Source organism: Pseudoalteromonas sp. SCSIO 43088 (genome assembly GCF_023650795.1).
GTDB lineage: Bacteria > Pseudomonadota > Gammaproteobacteria > Enterobacterales > Alteromonadaceae > Pseudoalteromonas > Pseudoalteromonas shioyasakiensis.
In genome coordinates, this window is sequence record NZ_CP072675.1 from 1,557,125 (window position 1) to 1,577,067 (window position 19,943).

General features: G+C 41.5%; 19 protein-coding genes and 3 pseudogenes. 9 read left to right on the top strand and 13 right to left on the bottom strand.

Annotated features, from left to right (window positions below):
- Positions 1–2: 2 nt before the first annotated feature.
- From J8Z28_RS07150 to J8Z28_RS07165, 4 genes are all read right to left on the bottom strand, one after another.
- Complete coding sequence (locus J8Z28_RS07150) at positions 3–1,358, bottom strand: ATP-binding protein (protein WP_250660151.1); 1,356 nt, start codon at positions 1,356–1,358, stop codon at positions 3–5.
- Positions 1,352–2,026, bottom strand: a complete 675-nt coding sequence (locus J8Z28_RS07155; protein WP_054552907.1) for a response regulator transcription factor — start codon at positions 2,024–2,026, stop codon at positions 1,352–1,354. Before J8Z28_RS07155 ends, J8Z28_RS07150 begins: the two co-directional genes overlap by 7 nt.
- A 2-nt stretch (positions 2,027–2,028) precedes the next feature.
- Positions 2,029–2,280: a PepSY domain-containing protein gene (locus J8Z28_RS07160; RefSeq protein ID WP_054552908.1), complete on the bottom strand. Its 252-nt coding sequence runs from the start codon at positions 2,278–2,280 to the stop codon at positions 2,029–2,031.
- A gap of 151 nt (positions 2,281–2,431) precedes the next feature.
- Positions 2,432–2,731, bottom strand: coding sequence for a YciI family protein (locus tag J8Z28_RS07165; protein ID WP_054552909.1), 300 nt, complete (start codon positions 2,729–2,731; stop codon positions 2,432–2,434).
- 175 nt (positions 2,732–2,906) lie between these two features.
- Here J8Z28_RS07165 and J8Z28_RS07170 point away from each other — a divergent pair.
- Positions 2,907–4,333, top strand: a pseudogene (locus J8Z28_RS07170) (sodium-dependent transporter).
- Between the two features lie 60 nt (positions 4,334–4,393).
- Here the strand turns inward: J8Z28_RS07170 and J8Z28_RS07175 are convergent.
- Together J8Z28_RS07175 and J8Z28_RS07180 are read right to left on the bottom strand one after the other, a co-directional pair.
- The gene (locus J8Z28_RS07175) at positions 4,394–5,032 is read right to left on the bottom strand and encodes a CPBP family glutamic-type intramembrane protease (protein ID WP_250660152.1); all 639 of its coding nucleotides are present in this window, start codon (positions 5,030–5,032) and stop codon (positions 4,394–4,396) included.
- Positions 5,033–5,090: 58 nt separating this feature from the next.
- Positions 5,091–5,678 (bottom strand): inner membrane-spanning protein YciB, encoded by a 588-nt coding sequence (locus tag J8Z28_RS07180; RefSeq protein WP_250660153.1) that lies wholly within the window; start codon positions 5,676–5,678, stop codon positions 5,091–5,093.
- A 194-nt stretch (positions 5,679–5,872) separates the two neighbouring features.
- Here J8Z28_RS07180 and J8Z28_RS07185 point away from each other — a divergent pair, with 194 nt between their 5' ends.
- Positions 5,873–6,142 (top strand): HU family DNA-binding protein, encoded by a 270-nt coding sequence (locus tag J8Z28_RS07185; protein WP_054561225.1) that lies wholly within the window; start codon positions 5,873–5,875, stop codon positions 6,140–6,142.
- A gap of 137 nt (positions 6,143–6,279) precedes the next feature.
- Positions 6,280–6,852: a type 1 glutamine amidotransferase domain-containing protein gene (locus tag J8Z28_RS07190; protein ID WP_054561226.1), complete on the top strand. Its 573-nt coding sequence runs from the start codon at positions 6,280–6,282 to the stop codon at positions 6,850–6,852.
- 61 nt (positions 6,853–6,913) lie between these two features.
- Here J8Z28_RS07190 and trpA read toward each other — a convergent pair whose 3' ends face one another.
- From trpA to J8Z28_RS07220, 6 genes and pseudogenes are all read right to left on the bottom strand, one after another.
- On the bottom strand, positions 6,914–7,726 hold the full coding sequence (gene trpA, locus J8Z28_RS07195; protein WP_250660154.1) for a tryptophan synthase subunit alpha: 813 nt from the start codon (positions 7,724–7,726) through the stop codon (positions 6,914–6,916).
- Positions 7,723–8,907: a tryptophan synthase subunit beta gene (gene trpB / locus J8Z28_RS07200; protein ID WP_058584825.1), complete on the bottom strand. Its 1,185-nt coding sequence runs from the start codon at positions 8,905–8,907 to the stop codon at positions 7,723–7,725. Before trpB ends, trpA begins: the two co-directional genes overlap by 4 nt.
- A gap of 7 nt (positions 8,908–8,914) precedes the next feature.
- Positions 8,915–10,279 carry a bifunctional indole-3-glycerol-phosphate synthase TrpC/phosphoribosylanthranilate isomerase TrpF gene (gene trpCF, locus J8Z28_RS07205; RefSeq protein ID WP_250660155.1) on the bottom strand — a complete coding sequence of 455 codons (1,365 nt, stop codon included), beginning with the start codon at positions 10,277–10,279 and terminating at the stop codon, positions 8,915–8,917.
- Positions 10,272–11,291, bottom strand: a complete 1,020-nt coding sequence (trpD, locus tag J8Z28_RS07210) for an anthranilate phosphoribosyltransferase (protein ID WP_054561229.1) — start codon at positions 11,289–11,291, stop codon at positions 10,272–10,274. Before trpD ends, trpCF begins: the two co-directional genes overlap by 8 nt.
- Positions 11,292–11,300: 9 nt before the next feature.
- Positions 11,301–11,906: an aminodeoxychorismate/anthranilate synthase component II gene (locus J8Z28_RS07215; RefSeq protein ID WP_250660156.1), complete on the bottom strand. Its 606-nt coding sequence runs from the start codon at positions 11,904–11,906 to the stop codon at positions 11,301–11,303.
- Positions 11,906–13,475, bottom strand: a pseudogene (locus J8Z28_RS07220) (anthranilate synthase component 1). Before J8Z28_RS07220 ends, J8Z28_RS07215 begins: the two are co-directional and overlap by 1 nt.
- A gap of 524 nt (positions 13,476–13,999) precedes the next feature.
- On the opposite strand from J8Z28_RS07220, the gene rnm reads away from it, so the two are divergent.
- The 6 genes and pseudogenes from rnm to J8Z28_RS07250 all read left to right on the top strand — a co-directional run bounded on the left by rnm (position 14,000) and on the right by J8Z28_RS07250 (position 18,833).
- On the top strand, positions 14,000–14,839 hold the full coding sequence (gene rnm / locus J8Z28_RS07225; protein WP_055021150.1) for an RNase RNM: 840 nt from the start codon (positions 14,000–14,002) through the stop codon (positions 14,837–14,839).
- Positions 14,840–14,867: 28 nt separating this feature from the next.
- Positions 14,868–15,472, top strand: a pseudogene (locus J8Z28_RS07230) (L-threonylcarbamoyladenylate synthase).
- Between the two features lie 8 nt (positions 15,473–15,480).
- Positions 15,481–16,317 (top strand): segregation and condensation protein A, encoded by an 837-nt coding sequence (locus J8Z28_RS07235; protein ID WP_250660157.1) that lies wholly within the window; start codon positions 15,481–15,483, stop codon positions 16,315–16,317.
- A gap of 243 nt (positions 16,318–16,560) precedes the next feature.
- On the top strand, positions 16,561–17,412 hold the full coding sequence (locus tag J8Z28_RS07240; RefSeq protein ID WP_250660158.1) for a GNAT family N-acetyltransferase: 852 nt from the start codon (positions 16,561–16,563) through the stop codon (positions 17,410–17,412).
- 286 nt (positions 17,413–17,698) lie between these two features.
- A complete protein-coding gene (locus tag J8Z28_RS07245) occupies positions 17,699–18,253 on the top strand; it encodes a cytochrome b (RefSeq protein WP_054552924.1) in 555 nt (184 codons plus the stop codon).
- Between the two features lies 1 nt (position 18,254).
- Complete coding sequence (locus tag J8Z28_RS07250) at positions 18,255–18,833, top strand: YceI family protein (protein WP_054561236.1); 579 nt, start codon at positions 18,255–18,257, stop codon at positions 18,831–18,833.
- Between the two features lie 60 nt (positions 18,834–18,893).
- On the opposite strand, the gene J8Z28_RS07255 is transcribed toward J8Z28_RS07250, so the two are convergent.
- Positions 18,894–19,754 carry a TIGR02285 family protein gene (locus J8Z28_RS07255; RefSeq protein WP_250660159.1) on the bottom strand — a complete coding sequence of 287 codons (861 nt, stop codon included), beginning with the start codon at positions 19,752–19,754 and terminating at the stop codon, positions 18,894–18,896.
- Between the last annotated feature and the right edge of the window lie 189 nt (positions 19,755–19,943).

The window sequence follows — 19,943 nt, forward strand, 5'->3', positions numbered from 1 at the left end:
TTTTACGAGTATTGATGTTTTATTTTTTTATCATGGTAATTAAACTCTAATATAAACTCAGCGCCGGCTAGTTTCTCTGCATCTTTAATGGTTAATGTGCCATTATACGAGTTGACTAAATCCGACACGATAGCCATGCCGACACCATGGCCGCTTTCGTAGGTATCGAGTCTGGTACCGCGAGTTAGTAATGATTCACGCTTGTGCTCAGGAACACCTGGGCCATCATCACTTATACTGAGCGATAACTTTTTGTTCTGCTTAACCTTTATATCGACCTGTGAACGGCAAGCTTTACAGGCATTATCGATTAAATTACCAAGTAGTTCCATCAAATCTGTTTTATCACCCAAGAAATAGTCTTTTTCACTAACCTCTGAGGTAAATATAATATCTTTGTCGCGATAAACCTTGCTCATCGCGCTTAAGATTGAATCAATAACAGGCTTGATATGGGTTTGTTTCTTCCAGGTGTCAGACGCACCTGTTGCAGCACGCTTTAACTGGTGCTCGATCATCACATTAATACGGTCTAGCTGCTCTTGTGCATCCGCATCATTGGCCAATGGGCTAGATTTAAGCACTGCCAAAGGTGTTTTTAATGCATGAGCAAGGTCGCTTAATGACGCGCGATAACGTTCTTTTTGGCGCTGCTGCGATTCAAGCAATAAGTTTAAATCGGCTTTAATGGTTTGTAGTTCAACCGGGTAAAGACCTTTAATTTGTTGGTTATCACCCGACTCAATGGCTTTAATTTCTTTATCGAGTCGTTGCAGTGGCCTTGCACTCCAAACAAAACCAATTGCCATTAGCGCAGCAATGGCCACACCCATGACATACATCCAATTTACGAGTGTTTGCTTAAAGCCATCCATCAGCCTCAGTAGGGCATCATTACGCTTTAATAAAATAAAACGTGCATGCTCTGATTGGTCAATGTTCTCTAAAATAACAGTAAGCGTTAACTGCCAGTACACGGTATTGTTGTATTCAACACGGCGAAAATCAGCAGAGCCTGCAGGGGCTTCAAAGTTATCAGGAATAAAATTGATATTGGTCGCCGATTCAGAATACCAAACCGGTAAGTCACCGCGGTAAATCATCGCGTAGGTGTCTGAATTTAGTCGGTTTAGTTCTGGCGTTAAGATAGTACTTGGCATAACGATGCCGCGTTCAGTGAAATCAACTTCAGAAATTAATGAATATAAGTGAGCTTCGAGGGTTTTTTCGGTCGCTTCGACCAAAGAGGCGTAGTAAGCCTTACCAATTGAGAAAAACAGAATTGGTAGGGCGACTAATAAAACAAAGACAAGGATAAATCCTTGCCTTACTTTAAGCGGTATTTGCGATGCTACCACTGACTTTTTAGCCTATAACCACGGCCGCGTAATGTTTCAACTGGGTTAAGGGTACCATCAGGGTCAAGCTTCTTACGTAAACGCAATACGAAAACTTCAATTACGTTTGAATCAAGGTCGAAGTCTTGGTCGTAAATGTGCTCTGTTAGTTCAGATTTAGAAATTACCTTTTGTGGATTAACCATTAGGTACTCTAAAACTTTGTATTCGTACGCCGTTAAGCTAAGTTCTTTATCGTTAACCCATACTTGTTGTGAGCGAGTATGAATTTTAATTGGGCCAGCTGTCATTTCTGGGTTTGCTTTACCTGCGCTACGGCGGATAAGCGCATTACAGCGGGCAATTAGCTCTTCAACGTGGAAAGGTTTAGTTAGGTAGTCATCTGCACCTGCATCTAAGCCTTCTACTTTATCTTGCCAACGGTCACGTGCCGTTAAAATCAAAATAGGAATGGTAATACCTTGTGCACGTGCTTTGGTAATTAATTCAATACCATCTACTTTTGGTAAGCCTAAATCGACTACCGCCATATCTAGCGGGTATTCGGTAATATGGAATAAACCAGCTTCACCATCGTGACAAAGGTCAACGCTGTAACGCTCTTTTTCTAGGGCATTACGAAGGTTATCTGCTAAGTGTAAATCATCTTCAATTACTAAAATTCGCATTCTTAATCCTTTTTCACTTCGCCAGTCTTTTTGTTCACATGGACATCAACCACGTGGCCGTTCGTTTTTAAAATTCTTACGGTAAATACTTTATCTTGCTCTGTGATTTTTAGGGTTCGGCCGTCTTCAGATTTTTTGGCGATCGTTACAGCCTGCTTTTTAGTCACCTCTTGGGCTTGTTTCTTATTGGCATCAGCATGAAAGCTTGATAATGCAAATAAAAGACTAAAACTGAAGGCTAATAATATGCGCATGACGGGGAACTCCTAAACCAGACCCATTTAGTTTAATTAACCAATTAACTAAAATTCAAGTAATTACGTTAAATTCTGTAATTCAATAGCCAAATCTTAGTTAATAAGCCGTGAACAAACACTGAATTATTGATTCAGTTAAGTTCAGAGGTTAACCAAATACTTTTTTAAATGGTTTTACGACCGAGTTGTCGTAAACACCCGCCGCAATATACGGATCGTTTGCAGCCCATTCGCGTGCTGCTTCTAACGACTCAAACTCAGCAACCACTAATGAACCAGTAAAACCAGCGTCAGCCGGATCTTCACTATCAATGGCTGGCAATGGGCCTGCCGTAAATAAACGGTTTTGATCGTCTAATTCTTGAAGGCGTGCTAAGTGAGCAGGGCGTGCAGATTTGCGAGCTTCTAAACTATTTTCAACATCAGTTGAATAAATCATATACAGCATGGTGTGTTCTCAATGTTATTTTAAAAAATAGTAGCATATTCTTAGCAATAGACGAGAGATTATTCGCGTAATAATCTTTACACAAACCCATATAACTTTAACTTATAAAGCTTGAAATACGCGGTGTAACACTGGTAGAGTCGCTGGGTTGAGAAAATAATAATAAGGTTTTTAAATGAGCGAAAAACGCGAGCATTTTAGCTCCCGCCTCGGTTTTATTTTAGCGGCAGCCGGTTCTGCTGTAGGTATCGGAAACTTAGTGGGTTTTCCTGTTTCAGCTACAAAAAACGGCGGTGGTGCTTTCCTTTTAGTCTATGCATTGTTTGTCATTTTCATCTGTTTTGCCAGTGATGATGGCTGAAATGGCCATGGGTCGAAAAGCGCAAAAAGATCCACTTGGTTCATACAAATTTTTTAGCGGGCAATGATCCAAAATGGAACTTTGCTGGCTTTTTAGCCGTATTAACGCCATTTATGATTGCTGTTTTTTATATGGTGATCACTGTATGGATTTTCGGTTATTTATCGCAAACCGCTTTTGGTAATCTAGATGCCTTGGCCCAGCCAGATAATTTTGGCACCTTTATCAATAGCTACACCGTGTTTGGTTATATGGCCGTGGTTGCCATCATCGTTAACTTGATTTTAGTGGGCGGTGTTAAAGAAGGTATTGAAAAAGCGGCTAAGTTTATGATGCCAGCTTTATTTGTACTACTCACCGCATTGGTTGTTTACGTACTAACTCTTGATAACGCAATGGCAGGTGTTAAGTACTATGTTGTGCCTGACTTTTCAAAAATGGATGCCAGCGTATTAAATGGTGCATTAGCTCAAGCGTTTTTCTCGTTGTCACTAGGTATGGGTATCTTAATGACCTATGCATCGTATATCTCTAAGAAAGACGATATTGTTGGTAGTGCAAAAATGGTTGCTGTCACTGATTCGATGGTGGCATTTATTGCTGGTCTAATGGTGCTTCCAGCTATTTTCAGTTTTAACCCAGATACTGACCCAAGTACTTTATCTGACTCGTCAGTATCGATGATTTTTGTCTACCTACCAAAAATTTTATTAGCGTTACAAGCTGATATTGGCTACGTGGGTGCATCAATTGTTGCGTTTGTATTCTTTTTACTTGTCTTTTTTGCTGCAATTACGTCACTTGTATCAATTGTAGAGGTGCCAACTGCAACATTAAGTGACCGCAAAGGTATCAGCCGTAAAAAAGCACTGGCTATCTTAACTTTATCTACAGGTGTATTGACTGTGCTATGTACCATGTCATTTGGTATGGTTGACTCGCTTACAAAGTTTGTTAGCTATGGCGGTGCAGATAAGAGCTTATTTGATATCGTTTATGATGTGTTTTACGACACAATTTTACCGCTTAATGGTTTAATGGTGTGTTTATTCGTTATGTATCGTTGGAAAAAAGCGAACTTATCAGCAGAGCTAAGCCAAGGCTGTGAAGGTTATATTGGCAGCTTCACAGAGAAGTATGTGAACTTCTCGCTATCAACGTTTATCCCTGCCATTTTATTACTAATCTTTGTAAATACGGTGGCCACTAAGTTTTTTGCATTTAGTATTTTCGGATTTTAAAAACCAGTTCAATACTTAGCCGCGCACTTTGCGCGGCTTTTTTATACCTACCTTTTTATTTTAAAAGGCCCCGGCATCAAGCACATCACCCAAGCCTAGGGTAAACATCCACAGTCCCCATAAACTGTGTTCAATCACACACACGAAGGTTGAGCGGCTTTGCGCGTACGTATAAGAAAACAACAGCCCTCCTAAAAATGCCAACAGTACGGCCAATACATTTGCATAGACAATATGCGCCAACGCAAACACTGATGCGCTGACAATAATACGCACTGTTTTACTTGGCATAATGCGTTTATAACGATGGAAAAAATAGGTTCTAAAAATAAGCTCTTGTGGCATCACCGATAAAATGGGGTAGAGCAATAACAACATTAGCCAATCGTTAAATGAGTTTCGTGGCAGTGAAAACCAGTTTTCTTGATTCATAATGCCGTAAAACATTCCAGAGAATAGCGCCCCTAAAAAGAAGAAACTAAATAAGCGACGTTTTACCGCACTAAATTGCCCAAGGCTTGTTAAACGAAAGCGTTTAAAATGGGGATCAGATAAAAGCAACATGCCGCACACGGCCATTAAAATAATAAGGGCAGGAATAAGCCAGTTAGCGAGGTAGGCACGAAGAAAGAAGCCTAATAGCGGCATAGAAACAAATATGAGGGTAAATTCAAGCCAGCGGTATTGGTTAGCGTTCAATGTCGTCTCAGCGTGTTTTTTGTTTACGCTAACAAGCTAAGACGACAGATTTATGACATTAAGATTGCTTTGGATCTTTCTCTTCGTCATCATCAGGTAAGTATTTGAATAGGGTGATGATCGTTGCTAACACGCAAACAAAGGTAATGCCCATTAAGCCAAACACTTTAAAGTTAACCCAAAAATCGAGCGAGAAGTTATAGGCAATGTAGATATTCAGCGCCGAGATACCTGCAGTCACGGCAACCCAAAATAGGTTAAGCTTATTCCAGAGCGCTTCAGGTACGTTGATTTCTTGTTTACTCTCAGAGGCATTTTCTAAAATCGAGCTAAGTGCTTTTTTCACTAGGTTTTTGCCAAGTACATAGCGACTTACTAATAAAGTAACACTGAAAATGGCATACACAATGGTGGCTTTCCATTTAACAAACTGCTCATCGTGGAACACTAAGGTGAGGGTACCCAACACCACCGCTATGGCAAAAAACACCCAGTGACGGGTCGGCACTTTACCATCTTTAAAATAACAGTAAGCAACTTGAATTAAGGTGGTTAGCATCAGCAAGGCTGTTGCCCAATAAATATCAACTAACTTGAAAACCGCAAAAAATAAAATCAGCGGGATGTATTCAATAATCGCATGCATAAATTTATAAATGCTCTAATTTAAAAAGATACTGGGTTGTATCAAGTTATCACGCAAGATACAAGGTTGACTTAACAGCCCTGAAAGCTTAGCCTCCCGAGCCAATCTGGCCTAAACCTGCGTTTAGGTTGTTTTACCTTATCTTTTTCCGCTTAACCTCAGATGATTAAGCGGCGTATTTTGGAGCACTTTTTATGAATAAAGCCGCGTTAGTATCGCAAATGGCTGCCCACAGTGAATTAACAAAAAAAGACACTCAAGCTGCCTTAACCAGCATGTTAAATGCTATCGAAAAGTCTCTTTCTGAGGGTGACCAAGTGCAAATTAATGGCTTTGGTACGTTTGCTCTAAGTTATTACCCAGCACGCAAAGGACGCAACCCACAAACCGGTGAAGAAATTGAAATAGAAGGCGCTAACAAGCCAGTTTTTAAACCTGCTAAAGCACTCAAAGACGGTTTATAAGCAGGATTTGCAAATCTGTTGTAGTATTTACAGAGCATAAATAGAACACCTGAAAATTTATTCAACATTTTCAATGCATTAAGTTTGGCATGTTGTCTGCTGTTAATCATTTAGGTTTACCTAAATAAGGAGATAACATGTCAAATTTAAATAGCCAACTGAATGGTAAAAAGATTGCCATTCTTGCAACCAATGGTTTTGAGCAAAGCGAACTATTGTCACCACGAAGCGCATTATTAGAAGCTGGTGCACTTGTCGAAGTTGTGTCACTTGAGCGTGGCGATATCACCGCATGGGATGAAAACCAATGGGGTGAGCGAGTCAGTGTTGACCGTGTAGTCAGCGAAGCAGACTCTGCAGAGTATGACGCGTTACTTCTGCCTGGTGGCTTATTCAACCCAGATACGTTACGTCAAGATAGCGAAGCAAAAGCCTTTGTTGATGGTTTTTTCAGTGCCGGTAAAAACAAACCTATCGCCGCGATTTGCCACGGTCCATGGTTATTAGCTGAAATTAACAAACTACGGGAGCGCAAAGTAACCTCATACCCAAGTATCAAAACAGATTTGATCAATGCAGGAGCTAATTGGGTTGATCAAGAAGTATGTGTTGATGAGGGTATAGTCACAAGCCGAAGCCCAGCCGACCTGGAAGCCTTTAATCGAAAATTCATAGAAGAGATTAAAGAGGGTGTGCACCGCCATCATTAATCATAAATTGTTAAGTACAAAAAAGGGCCTTTATGGCCCTTTTTTAAGTAATAAAACAAACTTACTTTGTAGCTGCTTTCATACTAGCTACAAACTCTTTTAAACCAGTTAGCATTGCTGCTTGATCATCAAGATTTGCCTCGATGATTTTAACAACCGCAGAGCCTGAAATCGCACCAGCAGCTCCTGACTCAAGAGCTGATTTAACATCTTCTGGTGTTGATACACCAAAACCAAGTAATGCCGGTGAAGCATGGTAATCTTTTAGTTTTTTAACTAATGAATCTGCTGGCATTTGTGCCTTGGTTTCTGTGCCTGTTACACCTGCGCGTGAAAGAAGGTATGTGTAACCACGACCATATGACGCACACTCTCGTAAAGTGTCATCATCAGCATTCGGTGTAGCAATAAAAATTGGGTCGATGCCATTTTTCATTGCTGTTTGGCGAAATAGCTTTGATTCATGTAGCGGCACGTCAGCCACTAAAATTGAATCGACACCGGCCTCTTTAGCATCTTGATAAAACTTCTCAATGCCACGTTTAAACACTAAGTTTGAATACAATAACAGGCCAATTGGAATATCAGCATTATACTGGCGCACTTGTTTGATGATATCAAAGCAATCTTGGGTATTGATGTTTTCATCAAGTGCACGAATGTTGGCCGCTTGGATCACCGGGCCATCTGCAATCGGATCAGAAAATGGAATACCTAGCTCAAGGGCATCGGCGCCGCCATCAATTAAGCTTTTGATGATTTCTACGCTCAGTGCTTTATTAGGATCGCCAATCGTAACAAAGGGTACAAAAGCACCTTGGTTGGTTTCATTTAATGTGGCGAACAGTTGTCCGTAACGGTTAGTCTGGCTCATAGTGCGCCTCCTTCTGATAAAACACTGTGTACGTGAGCCAAATCTTTATCGCCTCGGCCGCTTAGGTTAACCACTAAAATAGTGTCTTCGGTTTGTTGCTCGGCATATTTAAGGGCATATGCTAGGGCATGGCTTGATTCAAGTGCTGGAATGATCCCTTCGTTCTTAGCCAGTAGTTGGAATGCTTCAAGCGCTTCAGTATCGCTAATTCCAACGTACTCAGCACGGCCAGTTTCATGCAAGTGAGCATGTTGTGGGCCAACAGCAGGGTAATCAAGACCTGCTGATACAGAGTAAGACTCTTCAATTTGACCATCATCATCTTGCATAATGTAGGTATAGGTACCGTGTAAAATGCCTTTGGTGCCTTTACATAAGGTTGCACCATGCTGGTGGGTATCTAAGCCTTTACCAGCAGGCTCTACACCAATTAGTTTAACGCTTGGCTCATCAATAAAGTCTGTAAACATACCAATGGCGTTAGAACCCCCACCTACACAAGCCAGCACCGCATCCGGTAAGCGACCTTCAGCTTTAAGCACTTGTTGTTTTGCTTCTTCACCAATCATTTTTTGGAACTCACGTACCATGGTTGGGAATGGGTGAGGGCCTGCTGCAGTGCCTAGTAAGTAGTGAGCATCTTTATAATTTGCTGACCAGTCACGCAGGGCTTCATTTACGGCATCTTTTAAGGTGCCAGAGCCCGCTGTGACAGGAATAACCTCTGCGCCCATTAGTTTCATACGAAATACATTTGGTTGCTGACGTTCAACATCTTTTGCACCCATGTAAATACGGCATTTTAAGCCAAGTAGGGCACAGGCTAGGGCCGTTGCAACACCGTGTTGGCCGGCACCTGTTTCTGCAATCACTTCTTTTTTACCCATACGTTTGGTAAGGAGTGCTTGACCAAGTACTTGATTGGTTTTGTGCGCACCGCCGTGCAGTAAATCTTCACGCTTTAAATACAGTTTTACCTTAGGGTTTTTAACTAAGTTACGTGTCAGTGTTAATGGTGTAGGGCGACCTGCGTATTCATTTAATAGTTTTTCAAACTCAGCCTGAAAAGCTGGATCGTTTTGTGATTTATTAAACTCTGCTTCTAGTTGCTTGAGTGCTGGCACAAGCAGCTGTGGTACAAACATACCACCGAATTCACCGAAATAAGCTGGATTTTGCATTCTAACCTCAATAATTTCTGATATGCGAAAACGCATTTTGTAATTTTGTTTGGCACTTTTTACCCGCTGACGCTTCAACGCCAGAATTTAGGTCAAGGCCGTTAGCACCGCGATAAAGCGCTGCATGGATATTTTCTGGGTTTAAACCCCCGGCTAACATAAACGGCACGGTTGCCGCCTCTAGCACTGACCAATCAAATGCTTCGCCTGTGCCGCCTTTTTGGCTTTTGCTGTAAGTATCGTATAAATGGCGATCAACCCCTTCAAGCGGTTTAGGTAATTCACCTTTAACGGCTTGGGCTTTCCAAATTTCACAGCCAAGCGGTAATTGCTTTCTGAGACTTTGAATATATTCGCTATTCTCATCGCCATGTAATTGCACTGCAGCTAATTTTAAGCTTTGTGCATAATCGACCACTTGTTCAAGCGGTGCATTGACAAACACACCCACATACGCGAGTGGGGCACTTTGCGTAACTTGCTTGGCACAGTCGATATCAACATAGCGCGGTGACTTAGGATAAAAAATTAAGCCACCATACACAGCTCCACTTGCGTAGGCTGCCATCGCATCTTGTGAACGGGTTAAACCGCACACTTTGTTCTCACCTAAAATGACTTTTCGGCATGCGGCCTCTAAGTCGCGCTCAGCCATCAGAGAGCTGCCAATTAAAAAGCCATCGCACAATGGTGCAAGGCGTTTTACATCTTTATGGGTATAAATGCCCGACTCTGAGATCACTACTTTGTCATTTGGGATAAGCTGACGTAAACGCTCTGTTGTTGCAAGGTCAGTACTTAAATCACGAAGGTCGCGGTTATTAATACCGATAAGGCTGGCATTCAGTGCAAGAGCACGACTGACTTCTTGCTCATTACTAACTTCAGTGAGTACCGACATATTTAAAGAATCAGCCACTTTGTGAAGCGCTAAATATTGCTCGTCATCAAGGACTGAGAGCATTAATAAAATGGCATCACCACCAGATAAGCGTGCTAAATAAACTTGGTACTCATCAATAAAGAAATCTTTACAAATAAGCGGCTGTTCAACTTGGCTGCGCACATACTCAAGGTACTGATAGCTGCCTTGGAAATATTTTTCATCCGTTAGTACGCTCATACAGGTTGCGTACTTTTTATAAACCGATGTAATTTCCTCTAAATTGAATGGTTCACGAATAAGCCCTTTTGACGGTGAGGCCTTTTTACATTCTAAAATAAACTGCGTGCCGGTTGCTGCTAATGCGCCTTCAAAGTCTCGCTTGGTTGGCACAACCTCGCTAATGAATGACTCAAGCGGGCGCTGTGCTTTTCTTTGTTCTAATTCAATACGTTTGTCGGCAACAATTTTGTCTAACACGTTAGCCATGACTTACCTCAATAATTGCGTTCAATGTGTCCATCGCTTTGCCTGATGCTAATAATTCGCTTACTTGGTCTGCGGCTACTTTTAAATCACTTGCTTTATCAGTTAAATAAAGAAGAGCGGCAACGTTGGCTATAATGGCTGCGTTATGCGCCATTTCACCTTGACCTTGTAAAATCGCTAAGCTTGCTTTTGCGTTATATTCTGGGCCTTGGCCTGCTAGTTGTTCAAGTGAATAGTTTGCAAGACCAAAATCGCTCGCTATTAGCGTGTATTCGCTCAGTTCACCGTTATTAAGTTCAACCACTTTGGTTGTCCCGTGTAAGGCAATTTCGTCAGTGCCTGCACCATGAACCACCATAGCGCGTTTTGTGCCAAGGGTTTTTAAGGTTTCGGCCATTGGTAAACACAGCGAAGGGTCATAAACACCAAGTAATTGCACCTCAGGGGCAGAAGGATTGGCCAGTGGCCCTAAAATATTAAAAATTGTGCGGCTTTTAAGGGCCGTACGCACGCCCATCGCATGGCGTACACCACTGTGATAATGCGGTGCAAATAAAAATGTAAAGCCAGTATTTTCTAAACAACGGGCAGCTTGCTCAGGGCTCATATCAATATTGATACCCAAGGCTTTTAGTAAATCCGCAGAGCCCGAATTACTCGACACACTGCGATTACCATGTTTGACCATGTTGATGCCCGCAGCGGCGGCAACAATAGCAGCCGTGGTACTAATATTAATTGTGTTTGAGCCATCGCCACCGGTACCACAGCTATCGGCAAGCAAGGTTTTGCTGGTTTGAAATGGCACTGCATTGGCGCGCATTGATGCTGCAGCACCGGCGATTTCATCACTTGTTTCGCCTTTTAGTTTTAGGGCGATAAGTGCTGCAGTTAATTCAATATCATTAAGCTTGCCATTCATGATGGCGTCAAACAATGCAGTTGCTTGCGAAAACGATAAATCTTGCTTTGCTAATAATTGGTTTAACTGGGTTTGAGTTGTTGCTTCCATGTTATTCCTCTACTGCACGCGTGCGGTTAAAAATTCAATGCTTTGCTGTAATAGCAATGCGCCATTTGGCGTTAAAATTGACTCAGGATGAAACTGATAGCCAAGGGCATTATCTTGTTGATGGTAAATTGCCATTGGAATATTTTCATAACAAGCAATTACTTCAACGTCATCAGGGACTTTGGTTGCCATTAATGAATGATAACGAGCAACCGGCATTTTATCGCCCATACCTGCAAATACAGGGTGCTCAGTCAACTCAATAATTGATGACTTGCCATGCACTGTTTCACCTGCATGACCAATAATCCCACCGTAGCTTTGTGTTAGTGCTTGCTGCCCTAAACAGATGCCCAGCATAGGGAAGCGGCCTTTACACAGTTCAATGAGTTCCATTAAACAACCCGCATCAGATGGTGCGCCAGGGCCGGGTGAAAGTACTAATAACACAGGTACGGTTTCTTGGCACATTTTGTCAAAGATGCTATGTGCACTGATGTTATTACGGTATACCACTAACTGGCACCCTAACATAGAAAGTTCATCGACTAAGTTATAACTAAATGAATCAAAGTTATCTAAAAAGTAGATTTTATAGGCTGATGTTGTCGTCATTATTGTGCCTCGTAAGTCGATTGAATCGCAGTGATCACAGCTTGTGCTTTAGCGCGGGTTTCATTGGCTTCTGATTGTGGGTCTGAATCAAAACACTACACCTGCACCTGCTTGTACGTAGGCCGTGCCGTTTTTAACAAACGCAGAGCGAATAACAATACAGCTATCCATGGCGCCATCGCCCGTTAAATAACCCACTGCACCTCCATAGCTGCCGCGGCGTTTTTGTTCGGTTTGACGAACTAACTCAGCAGCGCGTACTTTAGGTGCACCCACTAAGGTGCCCATGTTCATACAAGCTTGGTAAGCATGCAGCGCATCGAGTTCAGGTTTTAAAGTACCCACCACGCGTGAAACTAAATGCATCACTTGTGAGTAGCGGTCTACTTTTAATAACTCTTTAGCGTGACGTGTGCCTGGTACGCTAATACGGGCTACATCATTTCGTGCTAAATCAACTAACATAAGGTGCTCGGCACGTTCTTTTTGGTCGTTGCGAAGTTCAAGCTCAATGCGGCTGTCTAGGTCTGGATTAATTTGCCCGTTAGCAAACTTGCCACGAGGGCGAGTACCAGCAATTGGGTATACCTCAACTTGTTTACTCTCTGCGCAATATTTGAGGGCTGACTCGGGTGATGCGCCGAATAACACGAACTCTTCATCGCGCATGTAAAACATATATGGGCTTGGGTTTTGTTGTTTTAGTTGGCTGTAAGCATGAAGTGAGTCAGGGCAGGCGAGAGAAAAAGTACGTGATGGAACAACTTGGAAAATATCGCCATCAACGATGTTGTTTTTTAACTTGATGACATGTTCGCAGTATTGCTCGTCGCTAACATCAACAGAAATTGGGTTTGAGCCGGTTTGCTTTTGCCCTTGGTAGCTTTGTGCGTTGTCACATACGGCATTTAAACGCTCTAATTGTTGACCAACCTCAAAGCAATTAGCATGAACTTCAGGGCCGTTAAATACATTGCCAATTAGCTCGGTTGTTTTTGCTTGATGGTCGATGACAACTAACGTTTCGGCTAGGTAGAAAACATAATCTGGGCAGCTGTTTTCGCCGTCAGGCACATCAGAAAGAGTTTCGAAATTAGCAACCATATCGTAGGCAAATACACCGCCTAAGAACACAGAAAATGGGTTATCTGTGGTGCTTTTAATACTATTAATACAGCTACGTAGCGCGCTAAATGCGTTATCTGCTACTAATTTACTGGCTTCATCAATGTCGCTTGCGACTTCGTTGTAGGTTAACGTTAATGTGTCTTCTACAAGCTCAGCAGAGCAGTTTTGCACATGAGTTTGTAAATAAGGCAGTAATTGTTTGCCGTTATTTGACTGTGCAGTGAGTATGACCTGTTTGCCTTGGCAAACAATACGTAGCGCTGAGTCAACCAAAATTAGACTTTTTACACTGTCTTTAGAATCAATTTCAGCAGACTCTAACAGCAGTGAATTAGGCTTATCGAGTAAACTGTATAACGCAAGTGGGCTACTGATGTAGTCGCGCACTTGAGTGATACTGGTTACTTCACCCGGTGTCGTTGTTATATGACTAAAAATCAAACCTCATTCTCCCTCATTCCCAAAAACTCTTTAAAAAACAAAACCCCGCGAAGCTATGCTTGGCGGGGTTCGTATAAAAATGCCTATAAATTAGATAGACCCTTACCGTCCCGCTAAGCCAGGCGCCACCACCAATGATGTGTAAGAGTTGCTATGTAATTCATAATAAAACCTTAAAATTTAGATATAAAAAAACCCGCTACATGAGCGGGTTTTGAAATCGTTAGACACGACAATTCGTCACCCGCTAGTTACGAGTGCCACCACCAAATTGTGATTTGAATTGTTTTGTTCATTGTTATTGCTTATTTAACGTGTCTGAAAGTGCATACAGTAAAGCGTACCTGAGCCGATACTGTCAAGCATTAATTTACATATTAGTACGAGTTCGGCATTTACCCATCGCAATTGCCCATTTATGAGGGTATATATGTCTAACCTAAAAAGATAATCACGCCTTGGCACTAAATTTTTGTTATACTCACATCATTGATTCAAGAACTTACGTAAAGCAGTCTTTCCCTTTGATAAAATACGATTTACATAGCCACACCACATACTCAGATGGTCAGCTATCAGTCGAGCAATTGTTACACCGCGCGGTTGAGAAAAACATTGATGTGTTTGCAATTACCGATCACGACACATTAAATGCGATAAAACCAGCTCGCCAAGTCATTGCAGATGATAATTTACCGCTTAAATTAATTGCTGGCGTTGAAGTATCAACAAAATGGGAAAGCTTTGAAATTCATATTGTTGGTTTAAATGTTGATGATGAAAATGACGCACTGTTGTCATTGTTACAGGCGCAACAAGCCAAGCGTGAAGAGCGCGCTTTAGAGATCGGTCGTCGCCTTGCTAAAAATGGTTTTGAAGGCATTTACGACCAAGCAAAAACATTTGCTGAAAACGCACAGATCACACGAGCGCATTTTGCCCGAGCGCTGATTGAGCGTGGTGTTGCTAAAAACTTTCCTGGGGTATTTAAAAAGTACTTAGGGCGAGGAAAAACAGGCTATGTACCAAGTAGTTGGTGTGATATGCAAACCGCAATTGCTGCCATTCACCAAGCCGGTGGGGTTGCCGTTCTTGCTCATCCTGGGCGTTATCAAATGTCTAACAAGTGGCTACGTAAGTTAATTATTGAGTTTAAAGACGCAGGTGGCGATGCGATGGAAGTTGCACAACCACAGCAAGCACCCAGTGAGCGCCAGTTTTTAGGTGAACTGAGTCGTGAATATGGCTTACTTGCGTCACAAGGGTCAGATTTTCATTTTCCGACCAGTTGGTTGGAGTTAGGTAAAAATTTATACTTACCAAAAGATTGCCAAGGGGTTTGGCAAGCATGGGAAGGGCAATAGGAGCGTGTAATGAGTCAGTTTTTTTCATATTCATCCAGATAATCCGCAACCACGCTTAATCAGCCAAGCGGTTGATATTATCAAGCAGGGCGGTGTTATCGTATACCCAACCGATTCGGGTTATGCACTTGGCTGTAACATTGGTAATAAGCAAGCAAAAGAGCGCATCGAACGTATTCGTGGTATTGAAAAACACCATAACTTTACTTTGGTCTGTCGTGACTTATCAGAGCTATCTACCTATGCTCGTGTTGATAATCAGTTATTTAGATTAATTAAAAATAACACCCCTGGGCCTTATACTTTCATCTTTAAAGGCACTAAAGAAGTACCAAAGCGTTTATTAAACGAAAAAGAAAAAAAACCATTGGTATTCGTGTTATCGAACACCCAATCACCTGTGCTTTATTGGCTGAATTAGGTGAGCCGTTAATGTCGTGCTCTTTAATTTTACCGGGTGAGCAATATACCGAGGCTGATCCTGATGAAATTCGCGATCGCATTGAAAAGCAAGTTGATTTAATTATTCATGGTGGTTATCTTCCTGAACAGGCAACCACAGTAATTGACTTGTCGGATGATGATATCGAAATCTTACGTGTGGGTTGTGGTGATACTAAACCATTTGAGTAGAGACTTCATTGACTAGCCCAGAGCTTGACGCGCCAGATAATTTACAAGAGCCAGTACAGCAAAAGCTGCCACTGGCTTTTTTGCATGGCAAAGCGGTGGTTGATAAACCTGAAGACTTATACATTCCACCCGATGCGTTAGAGATCATTTTAGAAACCTTTGAAGGTCCTCTCGATTTACTTCTGTATTTAATAAAAAAACATAAACTCGATGTATTAGAGCTCTCTATTTTTAGTATTACAGAGCAATACGTTAGTTATGTTGAAATGATGAGCGAGTTTCAGCTTGAACTGGCTGGTGAATACCTTGTGATGGCGGCGTTATTAGCACAAATTAAATCACGATTATTACTACCAAAACATGAAGAGCTTGAAGAGGAAGAAGACCCTCGAGCTGAGCTTGTAAGACGTTTACAAGAATACGAACAATTTAAAAAAGCCGCAGAAAATCTTGATGAGATCCCTCGCGAAGGCCGCGATATCTTTGTTGCTGAAGCACTTGTGCCAGAATTCAGTGAACGTGAGGTACTGTTACCTGACGTTGACATGAAAGACCTGTTAGTTGCGCTAAGCGACGTTATGGCCCGAGCCAAAACATTTGAACACCATCATATTACCGCAGAAGCCTTATCGACCCGTGAACGGATGAGCTTAATCTTAGATAAACTCTCAGAAGCTCAATCACAGCTACCTTTTAGTAGTCTTTTTACGGTAGAAGAGGGCAGAAGTGGTGTTGTCGTTAGCTTTATCGCAATGTTAGAGCTGGTGAAAGAAAACCTGATCAGCTGCTTTCAGGTAGATGCCAATAGCCAGATTTATGTTGGTTTGGTGGAAGAAGGCGAATAGCTGGAGGTTAATAGCTTTAAGCTTTAAGCGGTAAGTCTTAAGTTAGCTGTCATAGTAATACCAATCCGCAATAATACTTAATCATTTTGAGGGATTAAACCTGTCGCTATCTGCGTTAAAAATTTCTGATTTAGAACAACTAAATAACGAAATTTTTGCCTTGCTATCAACGAGGTTTTATTGCCTCAAAATAGATCACTTAATTAAGCGAATTGGTATAAACTGAAAATATAAGGAAAGCAGATGCATAGTAAACACTTTACAATCAAAACCATGACCAAGAAGGAAGTCGAACTCATGATTGATTGGGCTGCAGCAGAAGGTTGGAATCCAGGCCTTAATGATGCAGAGTGTTACTTTGCAGCTGATCCTGAAGGGTTTCTGGTTGGTTTTCTAGACGATGAGCCTATCGCTACAATTTCTGCCATTAATTACCACGATGCATTTGGCTTTATCGGCTTTTACATTGTTAAACCTGATTACCGTGGCAAAGGTTACGGCATACAAATTTGGAATGCCGCGTTAAAGCGTCTTAAAGGGTTGAATATTGGCCTTGATGGCGTGGTGGAACAGCAAGAGAACTACAAAAAGTCTGGTTTTAATCTGGCCTATCGCAATATCCGTTTTGCAGGAGTAGGTGGTGGTAGTTCACCACAAAATTCAGATATTGTTGATCTTAATGCCGTGCCATTCGAAATTATTGACGCATACGAACAGGCTTTTTTCCCTGCTAATAGAGCAAACTTTACTAAAGCATGGTTAAACCAACCCCAGAGCGACGCGTTGGGCGTAATGAGCAATGGGAAATTGGCAGGATACGGGGTAATTCGCAAATGTCAGAATGGCTTTAAAATTGGCCCTTTATTTGCCGACTCACCAGAATTGGCCGAACCTTTGTTCCTTGCTTTAAAATCTAAAGTGAGTGCATCTGACGCTATTTTCCTTGATACGCCAGAAATCAATCAAGCTGCTGTCGCTTTAGCACAGAAGTACAATATGCAGGTGTCATTTGAAACTGCCAGAATGTATACCAACGACTCTCCGAGTTTGCCATTAAACCGTATTTTCGGTGTTACTTCTTTTGAAATCGGCTGAGTTTATTGGGGTGAGCGATTAATCGGTTGTGAGAAAACTAAAAATTTATCACGTTAAGAATTAGACGCTTTTATCAACGAGTATTCATACTACTGCTAGCACCTAGCACCTAGCACCTAGCACCTAGCACCTAGCACCTTTTTGTCTTTTTCCTTTCCCCTTACAACTTTACCCTTTCCCCTAAGGTGTGCATATATGCACAGAAGCTGTTCGTTTTACGCTATTTTCATTATATAAGCCGTCATTTAAGATGTATCTAGTTTCACGATTCTCATGGGAAATGAGTATGTTAAAGAATTCAAAGTCAAGTTATGGCTGGGTGGCCATCTTAGTGCACTGGTTAATGGCACTTGGGGTGTTTGGTTTGTTTGGCTTAGGCGTTTATATGGTTGAGCTAACTTATTACGACGCATGGTACAAAGGCTCTTTGGACTTGCATAAAAGCGTGGGTATTACCTTAGCGGCATTATTGTTGTTTCGTTTTGGTTGGCGCTTATTAGGCACCCAACCTGAGCCTGTTGCAGGTAGTTCAAAAGCAATGAATCGAGTTGCACACTCAGTCCATAAACTAATTTATTTAGCTTTAATTGTCATTGTGACATCTGGCTATTTAATCTCTACGGCTGATGGCCGTGCAATTGAAGTATTTAATTTATTTGCTGTACCGGCATTACCCGAGTCGGTCGCAAACCAAGAAGATATTGCAGGTAAAATTCACTTTTATGCCGCGTATGGGCTAATAGCTGTGGTTGTTTTACATGCTTTAGGGGCACTAAAACATCATTTTATCGATAAAGATAAAACCTTAATTAGAATGATCAAACCATTGAAGGATGATTAAAATGAAAAAATTACTATTAGGCACAGCACTCAGTGCTGCACTTTTCTCAACAGCAAACGCAAATGCAGCTGACTACGTTATTGATACAGACGGTGCACACGCATTTGTAACTTTTAAAATTAAGCACTTAGGTTACAGCTGGTTACATGGTCGTTTTAATACTTTCTCAGGTGATTTTAGCTATGACGATAAAGCGCCTAATGCATCTAAAATCAATGTAACGATTGATACTAAAAGCATCGACTCAAACCATGCTGAGCGTGACAAGCACTTACGCGGTAAAGACTTCTTAAATGTTGATAAATACCCAACTGCAACATTTAAAAGTACCTCAATCAAGTTTGATGAAGACGGTGACGAAGCAGATGTTACAGGTGAATTTACCTTAAATGGTGTAACCAAAACCATTACTTTTGAAATTGACAAAATTGGTGAAGGTAAAGATCCGTGGGGTGGTTACCGTGTTGGTTTTGAAGGCGAAACAAGTCTTAAATTGACTGACTATGGTATTGACTACAACCTTGGTCCGGCTTCAACCCATGTTGATATTGGTTTATTCATTGAAGGTGTACGTAAGTAAGCACCGTTAATACGACCGCCAATTCGCATAACTGTGGGTTGGTAAAATTAAAAGTGCCGCTTAATGAGCGGCACTTTCGTTTCTATCTTTTAATCTCTTTTCTAAAATGGGCTGCAAATTATCCGGTAGCCAGCGAACTAAAACATCATGAAAAGCATCTGTATGAGCGATTTTCTCAAGAGCTTCATCTAATAATTTTACCGTTACTTCACCTTGCTTGTTTTTAGTGCAGCCTATATAGCCAATGCTTAACGCCGGAGCTTCAGTAAGTGATAGTTGAGTTAAGTCATCTTCAAAGCCCATGGAATGAGCCAAGTAATAATGTTCGCTAGGGTAGCCAAGTAATATATCAATACGCTTTTTTTGTAGCATATAAGTTAGGCTTGCGAGGGTGTCTCTGCCGGGGCGTGAGATAATATTAGCGTCATGACTTTCGTTAATAACTTTGTCGATATTTGCTCCAAAAGAGCGGCTCATAGAGACCCCTAAAGCAAGGTTTTCGGCTAGTAATGATTTAAGTGACACAGGTTTTGTTGAGTCTAGCTTAAGTTTTGTTGCTAACTCTTTACGTATTGCAATAGACGGCGACAAACCAACAGTTGATGAATGTTCAGTAAACTGAATATGCTGCTTGCGGTGCTCGCTTTGATATAACGACAGCATACAGTAATTATTTTGTGGGTTTGATAGTTCATGCACAGCACGACTGGCTGGCAATAAAGTGCGTTTAAATGAAACCTCAGGCAGTGCTTTTTCTAATAATTTGATCACACTTTCATCACGACCTGTGCCTTCATATTTATCATGCATGATGTAGTAGGGGGCAAAATCAACCATGATCCACTCAATGGCTTTAGGTTGCTTATTTGCATAAGCTGGCAAGCAAAAAAGTAATAGTAAAATAGACCACAAACTACGCATAGTTACTACCTATTTAGGAACTAAAATATAAGTGTAGCAGGAATATAGGCTTATGTGGCTGGTGGTGAAAACTAAAACGCCAGCTTGTTGGCTGGCGTTTATCGGTAGGGTTTAGTTGGCTTTTAACCACTTCACAAATTGGCGTGCATCACTAGCCTTTTGGAAGATGGCATTTTTTAAGCCCTGCGT